Consider the following 11,454-nt stretch of genomic DNA (forward strand, 5'->3'; position numbering starts at 1 on the left):
CCGTGGCCACGCTGCGGGCCGCGCTGCGGCTGGGCTGCGCCGCGCCGGGGGCGCTCGCCGCGATGGTCGTGCTGGTCCTCGTCGGGGCGGCGCCGTCGATCGGCATCGCCTGGTTCACCAAGCTGCTCTTCGACGAGGTCGGCCGGGGCCGCGCGGCCAGCCCGTCCACCGCGACCTGGTACGCGGTGGCGATCGCCGGGCTGGCGGCGCTGGCGGCGATCGCCAACCGGCTCTCCGGCTACGTCACCGCGGTGCTGCAGCAGGCCATCACGATCGCCGCCGACGCCCGGCTGTACCGGAAACTGAACAGCTTCCTCGGGCTGGGGCCGTTCGAGCAGCCGGCCCTGCGCGACCGGCTGGCACTCGCCCAGCAGGCCGCCGACCAGGCGCCGTACGCGGTCGTGCTGTTCGTGGTCAACGTGGCCCAGAACGTCGTCACCATCGGCGGTTTCGCCGCGATCCTGGCGTCGCTGTGGCCGCCGGCCGGCCTGCTGTTGCTCGCCGTGGCCGGCCCGGAGTTCCTCATCCAGCTGCGACTGTCCCGGCGGGCGGCGCGGGCGGTGGAGGACAGCGCCGGCCTGTTCCGGGCACGGCTGCTGTTCCAGACGGTCCTGACCGACCTGCGCGCCGCCCGGGAGGTACGCCTGTTCCAGCTGGGTCGGTTCTTCCACGACCGGCTCACCGGGGCGGTGCGGGCGGCGGGCCGGATCGAGCTGGACGCCGCCCGACACGCCACCCTGGTGCAGGGCGGCTGGGCGCTGGCCGGCTCGGCGGTCACCCTGGTCGCCACGGTGGTCGCGGTGGGCGCGGCGGTGCGCGGCCGGCTCAGCCTCGGCGACCTCACCCTCGTGCTGGCCGCGTTCGGCGCGGCGCAGGGCGGCCTGGCCGGCATCGCCGGCCAGCTCGGCGAGGTCGGCGCGGCGCTGCGGCTGTTCCGGCACTACGTCGCCGTGCTCGACAGCCCCGCCGATCTCGTCGACGGCACCCGGACGACGCCGCCGCTGCGCACCGGGATCCGGTTCGAGGACGTGTGGTTCCGCTACGACGAGGGCGGCCCCTGGGTGCTGCGGGGCCTCGACCTGACCATTCCCGCCGGGCAGGCCGTGGGGCTCGTCGGCCTCAACGGCGCCGGCAAGAGCACTCTGGTCAAGCTGCTCTGCCGGTTCTACGACCCGGACCGCGGGCGGATCACCTGGGACGGGGTGGACCTGCGCGAGCTGCGGGTCGAGACCGTACGCCGGCGGATGGGGGCGGTGTTCCAGGACTTCATGTGCTACGACCTCACCGCGGCGGAGAACGTCGGCATCGGCCGGCTGCCGCACACGAGCGAGCAGGTCGAGCAGGCCGCCGCGCGGGCCGAGATCCACGACCGGCTGCGCGCCCTCCCCCACGGGTACGCCACCCTGCTCAGCCGGACCTTCGCCGGTCAGGACGGCGAGCCGGGGGTGGCGCTCTCCGGTGGGCAGTGGCAGCGGGTCGCCCTGGCCCGTTCCCTGATGCGCGCCGACGCCGACCTGCTGGTCCTGGACGAGCCCAGCTCCGGGCTCGACGCCGACGCCGAGACCCGGGTGCACGCATCGTTGGCCCGGCTCCGGCAGGGCCGCACCGGGCTGCTGATCTCGCACCGGCTCAGCACCCTGCGCGACGCGCGGCGCATCGTCGTGCTCGACGCCGGACGGGTCGTCGAGTCGGGCACGCACGACGAGCTGATGACGGCCGACGGCGAGTACGCCCGGCTGTTCCGCCTGCAGGCCGACGGCTACCAGTTGGCGGCGTCGTGACCGGCTGGCTGCGCCGCCGGTGGCGGCTGGTGGTGGTCCGCGGGCACAGCATGGCGCCGACGCTGCGCGACGGCGAGCGGCTCGTGGTCCGGGTCGGCCGGGTCCCGGCCGCCGGGGACCTGGTCGTCTTCCGGGCCCGTGCGGTCGTCCCGGACGCCGACCTGACCTGGATGGTCAAGCGGGTGCAGCGGGTCGGGCCCGACGGCGCCGTCACGGTACGCGGGGACAACACCCACAGCCAGGACTCCCGGCACTTCGGGGCGGTGCCCCCGGCGGCGGTCCTCGGCGTGGCCGTAGGGAGGCGATGACAGGTGTACGTCGAGATCGGGGCCCGGGTGCTGCTCGGCACGGTCCTGCTGGCGGCGGCGGTCGGCAAGGTCAGCGGCCGGGCCGCGTACCGCGAGTTCACCCGCTCGGTACGCGACCTGGGCTGCCGCCCGGAGGGCCCGCTCGCCGCGGCCGTGGTCGCCGCCGAGTTCACCGCCGTGGCCCTGCTCGCGCTGCTCCCACCGGCCGGGTTCGCCCTCTCGGCGGCGCTGCTGCTCGCCTTCACCGTGGCGATCGTCCGTAACCTGCGCCGGGGCGGGGCTACCTGCCGGTGTTTCGGCCGGAGCGCCGCGCCGCTGGGCCGGCACCACGTGTGGCGCAACCTGTTCCTGGTCGGCTGCGCGGTCGCCGGCGCGCTGGCCCCGGCCGGGCCGGTACGCCCCGACGGCGCGCTGCTCACCGTCGCGGCCGCGCTGCTCGTCGGGGCGCTGGTCGTCCTGCTCGACGAGCTGCGGTACCTGTTCGGCTCGTCGGTGCGGAGCTGAGAGGGCGGCGCCGCCGCGCCGGTCCTTCCCTCGGCAGCGGCCCGATGTTAACGTGAACATCGTCGATGTCCCGCCGCGTGCGGGCACCGGGAGCGCGCCACCGGCGCACCGCCGCCGGTCCAGGGCAGACCGGCCCGGTCCCGCGCCGGTCACCGCGGGGACGAGGCCGGCCGGGCGGTCACCTCGCGCGACCGGAGGCATCACCGCCGACAGCGGGCGTCATCGCTGAGCGCCACGCCGCTCGCGCGGCACTGGGCCGTGTCGACGGCCCGGGCGCACGCCACCCCCTGAGCACTCACGGACCGGGAGGTCCCTCTTGCGACCCACCAGCCACGCCGGCCGGCGAGGGGCGTTGATCGCCGCCGTCGCCGCGCTCACCGTCACCGCCGCCGGACTCACCGGCACCCCGCTCGCCTCCGCCGCCACCACCGGCTGCGCCGTCAGCTACACCGTCCCCTCGACCTGGCCCGGCGGTTTCGGCGCCACCGTCGTCGTCACCAACCTCGGCGACCCGATCACCAACTGGCGACTCACCTGGAACTTCACCGCCGGAGAAACCGTCACCCAGTACTGGAACGCCACCATCACCCAGAGCGGCACCACCGCCACCGCCACCAACGTCTCCTACAACGGAAGCATCCCCACCGGCGGCACCACCAGCTTCGGCTTCAACGGCACCGGCACCGGCGCGATCCCCACCACCTTCACCCTCAACGGCGTCACCTGCACCGGCGGTACCAGCACCCCACCCAGCAGCCCGCCGCCCAGCACGCCGCCGCCGAGCACTCCGCCGCCCAGCACGCCCCCGCCGACCACCCCGCCGCCGTCGACCGGCGACGGACCCTGTGACATCTACGCCGCCGGGGGCACCCCCTGCGTGGCCGCGCACAGCACCACCCGGGCGCTGTACCGCACCTACGGCGGCCGGCTCTACCAGGTGCGCCGCTCCTCCGACAACGCCACCCGCGACATCGGCGCCCGTACCGCCGGCGGCCCGGCCGACGCGGCCGCCCAGGACACCTTCTGCGCCAACACCACCTGCGTGATCACCTGGATCTACGACCAGTCCGGCCGGGGCAACAACCTCGGCTACCAGGGAGCCGGTGGTATCGGGGGCGCGGTCCAGCCGGCGACGGCGAACCGCGAGGCGATCACGGTCGGCGGCGCCAAGGCGTACTCGCTCTACATCCCGGGCAACAGCAGCTACTGGCGCGACGGGCACCTGAGCGGCGTACCCACCGGCAGCGCGCCCGAGGGCATGTACATGGTCACCAGCGGCACCCACGTCAACAGCGGCTGCTGCTTCGACTACGGCAACAGCGAGACCACCCGCCGGGCCGACGGGGCCGGGGCGATGGATGCGATCAACTTCAGCACCAGCTGCTGGTTCGGTGGCTGCTCCGGCACCGGGCCGTGGGTGCAGGCCGACCTCGAATGGGGCCTCTACCCCGGTGGCAGCCAGTCCTGGAACTCCAACCAGCGGGCCTTCACCAGCAAGTTCGTCACCGCCACGCTGAAGAACAACGGCACCTCCCGGTTCGCCATCAAGGGCAGCAACGCCCAGTCCGGCAGCCTCTACACGCTCTACGACGGGTCGCTGCCCAACGGCTACAGCCCGATGAAGAAGCAGGGCGCGATCATCCTGGGCAGTGGCGGCGACTGCTGCATCGACAACAAGAACCAGAGCGTCGGCACCTTCTACGAGGGGGCCGTGGTGGCCGGCTACCCCTCGGACGCGACCGAGAACGCCGTACAGGCAAACGTGGTGGCCGCCGGCTACCGCTGAGCCCACCCGGCCGCCGCCTCCCGACCGGGGGCGGCGGCCGCCGGGCCGGACGGGCCGGTACGACGAACCGCGCGGGATCGGACGCGGACCGGGCAGCCGATTGCGACCTCATCGGCGTACGACTATGTTACCGAGCACCTGCGCCACTGCTGCGGGAGCCTTTCGCCGCGCGCCGCGGACGCCCGGGCAGCGTCCGCGTCCTCGACGTGTCCGGCCACACCGGCAGGCGGCCCCCGGGCGGGCCTCTCCTGCCTCGGCACACCGTCCGGGCGCCTGATCGACAAGACAGTTCGCAGTGGGGAGCATGCATTCCATGAACATCCGGTCGAGCGACACCGGTCGCACCGGCGAGATCGCGGGCCCCGAACCCGCCCCCGCCATCCCGGGCCCCGGTGAGCGCGGCAGGCGCTTCGCGATCCCGCCCGAGTGGATCTGGGCGTCGGTGGCCGGTGTGCTGCTGGCGGTGGCGCTCACCTGGCCGACCCTGCGCCACCCCGCCAGCACCATCCCCGGTGACCTCGGCGACCCCACGCTCCAGGCGTGGCAGGTCGCCTGGGCGGGGCACGCCCTGCTCACCGACCCGGCCGGGCTGTGGAACTCCAACACGTTCTACCCGGAGACCTACACCTACGCCTACAGCGACACCCTGCTCGGGTACGCCCCGGCCGGGATGCTCGGGGACGGCTTCGCCGCCGCCGTGGTCCGCTACAACGTGCTCTACGTGCTGCTGCACGCGCTGGCGTTCGTCGGCGCGTACGCGCTGGTGCGGCAGCTCGGGGCGGGCCGGTGGGGCGGCGCGGTCGCCGGGGTGGCGTGGGCGTTCGCGCCGTGGCGCCTGGCCCACTCCGGCCACCTGAACATCCTCTCCAGCGGCGGGATCGCGCTCTGCCTGGCGATGCTGGCCCGGGGCCACGGCTGGTCGCTGCGCGACGGGTACCGGCCGGAGCGGCGCCGGCCCGGGTGGGCGCTCGCCGGCTGGCTCGTCGCCGCCTGGCAGGTCAGCCTGGGCTTCGGCATCGGGCTGCCGCTGGTCTACTTCCTGCTGGCCGCGGTGCTGGTGGCCGCCGCCGGCTACGGCTGGTCCTGGTGGCGGAAGAGGGAACGGCTCCCGTTCGGCCGGCGGCTGTTGCTGGCGGACCTGGTCGGGGGCGCCGCCTTCGGCACGGTGACGCTGCTGCTCGGCCTGGTCTACCTGCACGTCGTCGACCTCAATCCGCAGGCCCACCGCGGGCTCGAGTGGACGAAGATGTTCTCCCCGCCGCTGATCGGGTTCGTCACCGCGCCCGCGGACTCGTGGCTGTGGGGCGACGCGCACGCCGCCGCCCGCGAGCAGCTCTCCTGGCCGCCGGAGATGGCGTTGCTGCCGGGGATGACGGTGCTCGGGCTGGCCGGGGCGGGGCTCTTCGTCTCGGTGTACCGGGTGCGCTACCGGGTCGCGTTGGGGCTCGGCGTGCTCGTCACGGTGCTGCTGGGGCTGGGCACCACCCTCGGCGGTGACGGCGATCCCGGCTACGTGACGCTCTCCACGCACCTGCCCGGCTGGGACGCGCTGAGGACGCCCGGGCGGATGATGCACTGGACCAGCCTGCTGCTGGCGGTGCTGGCCGCCGGGTTGGTGACCGCGCTGGCGGAGTCCTCGGCGCGCTCCGTCGCCCGGCGCTGGACCCGGGTCCTCGCGCCGGTGCTGCTGCTGGTGCCGCTGGCCATGGTGACGCTGGAGGGGGTCAACCGGACCCCGCACCCGGAGGTGCCCCGACCGCCGGCCGCGCTGGGGTCCGCGCGGGAGCCGCTGCTGGTGCTGCCCGCCGGTGGGGTGGGCGACCTGACGTACATGCTGTGGAGCACCGACGGGTTCCCGCGGGTGACCAACGGGCTGGCCGGGTTCGAGCCGGTCAGCCAGGCACAGACCCGGGCCGCGGTGGCCTCGTTCCCCGACGCGGGCAGCGTGGCGTACCTGCGCGGGATCGGCGTGCGGTCGGTGGTGGCGGTGCCGAGCCGCGCGGCGGGCACCCCGTGGGAGAACATCGCCGCCCGCCCGGTGGACGGACTGGGCATCACCCGGGAGGATCGCGATGGCGTGCTGGTCTACCACCTCTGAGCGGGCCGGGACCGGCCCCCGCCGGCCGGACCGGGCCGGGTGAGCGCGGTGCGCCTGTCCGTGGTGGTGCCCTGCTTCAACGAGGAAGCCTCGGTGGAGCGGCTGCACCGGACGCTGAGCACCGCGCTGGCCGAGCTGTCCGACGTGGACGTCGAGGTGGTGTACGTCGACGACGGCAGCGAGGACGGCACCCTCGCGGCGCTGCGCCGGCTCGCCGCCGCCGACCCGACCGTCTGCTACACGTCGCTGAGCCGCAACTTCGGCAAGGAGGCGGCGATGCTCGCCGGCCTGGAGCGGGCCACCGGGGACGCCGTCGTCATCATGGACGCCGACCTCCAGCACCCGCCCCGGCTGCTGCCGGAGATGGTGGGTCTGTACCGGCAGGGGTTCGACCAGGTGATCGCCCGCCGGGACCGGCGTGGCGACCGCTTCGTCCGGACGCTCGCCTCGCGGTCCTTCTACCGCCTGGTCAACTGGTGGATCGACGTGCGGCTGCTGGACGGGGCCGGTGACTACCGGCTGCTGTCCCGGCTCGCGGTGGACGCGGTGCTGGCGATGCCGGAGTACAACCGGTTCTCCAAGGGCCTGTTCTCCTGGATCGGGTTCCGCACCGCGGTGGTCGCCCACCACAACGAGAGCCGACAGGCGGGCCGGAGCAGGTGGACGTTCGGCAAGCTGTTCAACTACGCCTTCGACGGCCTGCTGTCGTTCAACAACCGCCCGCTGCGCCTGGCGATCTACGGCGGCCTGTTCCTCACCCTGATCGCGGTGGCCTACATGGCCTGGGTGGTCGCCGACGCGGTCGAGAAGGGCATCGACGTCCCGGGGTACACCACCATCATCGTCAGCGTGATCGGCCTGGGCGGCATCCAGATGATGCTGCTGGGCGTGATCGGCGAGTACATCGGCCGGATCTACTACGAGACCAAGCGCCGGCCGCACTACCTGGTGCAGGAGACCGAACTGGTGGTCGCGGAGGCCGGCGAGGCGGCCCGCCGGCCGACCCGACCGGCCCCGCCGGCCGACCGGGGCCGGCGGATCGTGCCGCCCCGCGAGGACCGGTCGCGTCGCCGTGCACCGCGGCGGACCGCCGACGAGTCGATGACCCGCGACCCGGGCTGATCGGGGCGCCCCGGCGAAGGTCCAGCTCCGGACCGGCGACGGCGCCAACCAGCGGTGCAACCGCAGCTAGTCGCCGGCCAGGGCGAGGAAGGTCGCCCATCCGGCGACCAGGACCGCGACCGCGGAGTTCCACCAGTGCGGTGTCAGCCAGGGGAAGGAGCCCAGGACGAATGCGGCTGCGGCGATGATGCCGACAGCTCGCCCCGTCAGTCCGGCGCGGGTCGACCAGCCGAGCGCGACCGCGGCGACGGCGAAACCGAGCAACGCCAGGTGCAGGGCGCCGAACGTCGCGCTGACGACCAGGGCCACCACCTCGGCCGACAGGTGGATCCCGAACACCGGGTAGACCAGACGCCCCACCGCGAGCAGTACGACGACGAGCGCGACGAGGGCAACCGCGAGAGCGGTCCCTCCCACGCTGATCCGCACCGACGGTCCGGCCTCCCGCGCGCCGACGAGGCCGCGCGCGCCGGCTCCCCAGCAGATGACCGCGAAGAACAGCAGCTCGTCGCTCCACGACAGCAACGAGTGACCGCGTTCGACCCACGCCGTCACCGCACCCACCTCGGCGGGCACGTCCGGCAGGAGCGACAGCAGCAGAAGGGCGACGCCGGTGAGGACCGCCCCCACGATCACCAGCCAGCGGTGCGCCCGCACGTGGATCGCTCGGCGCGGCGTCGTGTCCCCCACCAACGGCCCCCCGGTCGTACCCGTCATCCCCCTACCGTGCCCTGTTCCCCCGGCCCTCGCAACGACCGGCCCGACTCGCGTCGATCATGAGGTTGGCGGCAGTCAGGGCGATCCGCTTCGCCGCCAACCTCATGATCGACCAGGCGCGGGCAGGTTCAGGGACGCAGGGTCCACTGCTGGTTGGTGCCGCCGTGGCAGTCCCAGAGGTTGATCTTCGTGCCGTTGGCGGTGCCCCAGTTGGCCGCGTCCAGGCAGCGGCCGGAGGCCACCCCGCTGATGGTGCCGTTGGCGTTGAGCACCCACTGCTGGTTGGCCGCGCCGGTGCAGTCCCAGATGATCACGCGGGTGCCGTTCGCGGTGCCCGCGCCCTCGGCGTCCAGGCACTTGCTGCCGTACACCTGCAACTGCCGGTTGGCGGTGTACGTCCAGCGCTGCATGGTGCCGCTCCAGCAGTCGTAGAGCTGCACCTGGGTGCCGTTGGTGGTGCTGCCGCCCGGCACGTCGACGCAGCGGCCGGACTGCACGCCGACGAGCTGGCCGGTCGTGCCGCCGGTGCCGCCGGGGGTGCCGATGCTGCCCGGTACGGCCTGCAGGGCGGTGAACCAGACGGCGGCCATCTTGTCGTAGCCGGTGGCGGTGGGGTGGATGCCGTCGATCAGGTCGCCGGTGCCGACGGCGCTGTGCATGTCGACCAGGTGCACGTGCTTGCCGGCGGTGGCCTTGCCCTGCACGATGCCCGGGATCGCGGCGTTGAAGGTGCGTACCGCGGCCTCCTGCCCGCTGTTGGCCAGCGGGGTGAGCTGGGCGACGAACACCTCGGCGGTGGGGACGGTGGCGGTGATGTGGTCGATCAGGGTGGAGAGCCGGTTGGGCGCGCCGGAGACGTTGTAGTTCTGCAGGATGTCGTTGGTGCCGATGTGCAGCAGCACGGTGTGCGGCCGGTAGGTGTTGAGCCAGCCGGTGATGTTGGCGTCGATCTGGTCGATGCGCCAGCCGGGGTGACCCTCGTGGTCGTGGTCACCGAGGCTGGCCGGGCCGTTGAACTGGGAACCCACGAAGTCGGTGGTGTAGCGGCCGGCGGCCAGGCGCTGCCACAGCCCGATCCGGTAACCGCCGGGCACCTGGGTGCCCTCGGTGATCGAGTCTCCCAACGGCATCACCCGCGTCCCGCCGTTCGACTCGGCGCTCGCCGGGCCGGCCGGGGCCACCACGCCGGCGACCACGACGGCCAGCGCGGCCGCCGCGGTGAACCACCGTGTCATTGCTCGCATGACTGTTCCTCTCGGTCGGTCGCCCGGCGGGTGACGAGGTACGCGCCACCCACCGGGCGGGAGGGTCGGGCGGGTGTCCGCCCGAGGTGGAGTCAGGACGCGGTGCAGGTGAGCGCGGGGTTCGACGTCGGACCGTTGGCCAGGAAGCCGAAGGTGGTCGAGCCGCCGGCGGCCAGCGCCCCGTTGTACGACACGTCGCGCACGGTCGCCGTCGTGCCGCTGGTGCTCAGGGTGCCGCTCCACACCTGGCTGACGCTCTGCCCGCCGCTCAGCGTCCACTGCACGGCCCAGCCCTTGATCGGCGCGCTGCCGGCGGTCACGGTGACCTCGGCCTGGAAGCCGCCGGACCAGGTGTTGGTGGTGCGGTAGCTGGCGGTGCAGGCCCCGCCGGCCGGCGGCGGGCTGCTCGGCGGCGGGGTCGGTGACGGGCTGGCCGACGGCGGCGGGCTGCTCGGCGGCGGGGTGGGGGGCGGCGTGCTGCCGACCGGGCTGAACCGCCAGTTGTCGAGGTTGAACAGGTAGCCGCTGCCGCCGGTGAAGCGCAGGTACAGGTCCCGGGTGCCGGTGGCGCCACTGACCGGGCAGGTGGTGTCGGTCCACGTCTGCCAGCCGCCGGTGCCGGCCACTCGGCAGGTGCCCACCAGGGGGCCGGTGGCGCTGTCCAGCCGCAGCTCGATGGTGCCCCCGGACGCGCCGGACGCCACCCGGGCGGTGTAGGAGGCGGCACCGGTGCCGAAGCCCACCCCCTTGACCTTGAGGTGGTCGCCGTTCTCGATCCAGCCGACGTCCATGCCGCCGCCGGAGGCCGCCTCGGTCTCCACCCCGGACTCCCAGGCGATGGTCTCGGCCTCCTGCCGGACGTACGGGTTCAGCGTGCCGACCTGCGGGGCGCCGGTGGCGGTCATGGTGATGGTCGGGATCGAGCCGTCCGCGCCGTAGGAGAACTTCTCCACCGCCACCGACCGGGTGAATCCGCCGCCGCCGGGCAGCGCGCCGTTGTGGTAGAAGAAGTACGACCCGCCCTTGAAGTCGACGATCCCGGGGTGGTTGGTGAAGCTGCTGCCCTGCGTCGGCATCACCGTGCCGCGGTAGGTCCAGGGCCCGAGCGGGCCCGGGGCGGTGGAGTAGGCGATGAACTCCGAGCAGCACTTGGCCGCGTAGACCAGGTAGTACAGGCCGTTGCGCTTGTAGACCCACGGCCCTTCCTCGAACAGCGTCGGGCGGTTCGCGTCGCCGGTCCGGGTGCCGAAGCCGGCCGTGGTCAACGGAATCTGGGTCGGGCTGCCGGCGTACGAGACCATGTCCGCGTTCAGCTTCACGTACCACAGGTGCGGGTTGCCCCAGTACAGGTACGCCTGGCCGTCGTCGTCGATGAAGACCGTCGGGTCGATCTCACCGTTGCTCACCAGCGGGTGCCCGATGGCGTCGCGGAACGGCCCGGTCGGGCTGTCGGCGACCGCCACCCCGATGCCCATCTGCCCGGTCGCGCGGACCGTCATCGGCACGTACCAGTAGAACTTGCCGTTGCGCTGGATCGCCTGGCCGGCCCAGGCGTCCTTGCTGGCCCAGCTGAAGGTGGCGAGGTTGAGCGGCGAGCCGTGGTCGGTCCAGTTCACCATGTCGTCGGAGGACCAGACCCGCCACTCCTTCATCGTGAACCAGGTCGAGTTGTCCTCGTCGTGGCCGGTGTAGAGGTAGACGCGGCCGTTGTACACCAGCGGCGCCGGGTCGGCCGTGTAGATCGTCTGCACGATCGGGTTGTCCGCCCGGGCCGGGGCCGCGAACGACCCCAGCACCGCCAGCAGGCTCACGATCAGGGCCGTCCACCGCCCGGCCCGGCGGCTGCCCCGTGCGGGGCGCGCGACCGTCATCAGTTCTCCCCTCGTCCGGCCGG

The 11,454-nt window shown here is 73.5% G+C and carries 9 protein-coding genes; 6 read left to right on the forward strand and 3 right to left on the reverse strand.

Annotated features, from left to right (window positions below):
• Nucleotides 1-2: 2 nt before the first annotated feature.
• From GA0070611_RS11525 to GA0070611_RS11550, 6 genes are all read left to right on the forward strand, one after another.
• Nucleotides 3-1,781, forward strand: a complete 1,779-nt coding sequence (locus GA0070611_RS11525; protein ID WP_091662384.1) for an ABC transporter ATP-binding protein — start codon at nucleotides 3-5, stop codon at nucleotides 1,779-1,781.
• Nucleotides 1,778-2,089, forward strand: coding sequence for a S24/S26 family peptidase (locus tag GA0070611_RS11530; RefSeq protein ID WP_091662387.1), 312 nt, complete (start codon nucleotides 1,778-1,780; stop codon nucleotides 2,087-2,089). The genes GA0070611_RS11525 and GA0070611_RS11530 overlap by 4 nt, the downstream gene beginning before the upstream one ends.
• A gap of 3 nt (nucleotides 2,090-2,092) precedes the next feature.
• Nucleotides 2,093-2,593 carry a MauE/DoxX family redox-associated membrane protein gene (locus GA0070611_RS11535; RefSeq protein WP_091662391.1) on the forward strand — a complete coding sequence of 167 codons (501 nt, stop codon included), beginning with the start codon at nucleotides 2,093-2,095 and terminating at the stop codon, nucleotides 2,591-2,593.
• 316 nt (nucleotides 2,594-2,909) lie between these two features.
• Nucleotides 2,910-4,379: an arabinofuranosidase catalytic domain-containing protein gene (locus GA0070611_RS11540; protein WP_091662396.1), complete on the forward strand. Its 1,470-nt coding sequence runs from the start codon at nucleotides 2,910-2,912 to the stop codon at nucleotides 4,377-4,379.
• 313 nt (nucleotides 4,380-4,692) lie between these two features.
• The gene (locus GA0070611_RS11545) at nucleotides 4,693-6,477 is read left to right on the forward strand and encodes a hypothetical protein (protein WP_091662399.1); all 1,785 of its coding nucleotides are present in this window, start codon (nucleotides 4,693-4,695) and stop codon (nucleotides 6,475-6,477) included.
• Nucleotides 6,478-6,525: 48 nt separating this feature from the next.
• Nucleotides 6,526-7,599, forward strand: coding sequence for a glycosyltransferase family 2 protein (locus GA0070611_RS11550; RefSeq protein ID WP_231921414.1), 1,074 nt, complete (start codon nucleotides 6,526-6,528; stop codon nucleotides 7,597-7,599).
• A gap of 66 nt (nucleotides 7,600-7,665) precedes the next feature.
• On the opposite strand, the gene GA0070611_RS11555 is transcribed toward GA0070611_RS11550, so the two are convergent.
• From GA0070611_RS11555 to GA0070611_RS11565, 3 genes are all read right to left on the reverse strand, one after another.
• Nucleotides 7,666-8,316 carry a hypothetical protein gene (locus GA0070611_RS11555; protein ID WP_167604421.1) on the reverse strand — a complete coding sequence of 217 codons (651 nt, stop codon included), beginning with the start codon at nucleotides 8,314-8,316 and terminating at the stop codon, nucleotides 7,666-7,668.
• A gap of 128 nt (nucleotides 8,317-8,444) precedes the next feature.
• Nucleotides 8,445-9,560, reverse strand: a complete 1,116-nt coding sequence (locus tag GA0070611_RS11560) for an RICIN domain-containing protein (RefSeq protein WP_091662407.1) — start codon at nucleotides 9,558-9,560, stop codon at nucleotides 8,445-8,447.
• 92 nt (nucleotides 9,561-9,652) lie between these two features.
• Nucleotides 9,653-11,431: a family 43 glycosylhydrolase gene (locus GA0070611_RS11565; protein ID WP_167604422.1), complete on the reverse strand. Its 1,779-nt coding sequence runs from the start codon at nucleotides 11,429-11,431 to the stop codon at nucleotides 9,653-9,655.
• Nucleotides 11,432-11,454: the final 23 nt, after the last annotated feature.

The sequence above is a fragment of the Micromonospora auratinigra genome, from assembly GCF_900089595.1.
In the GTDB taxonomy this organism is placed as follows: domain Bacteria; phylum Actinomycetota; class Actinomycetes; order Mycobacteriales; family Micromonosporaceae; genus Micromonospora; species Micromonospora auratinigra.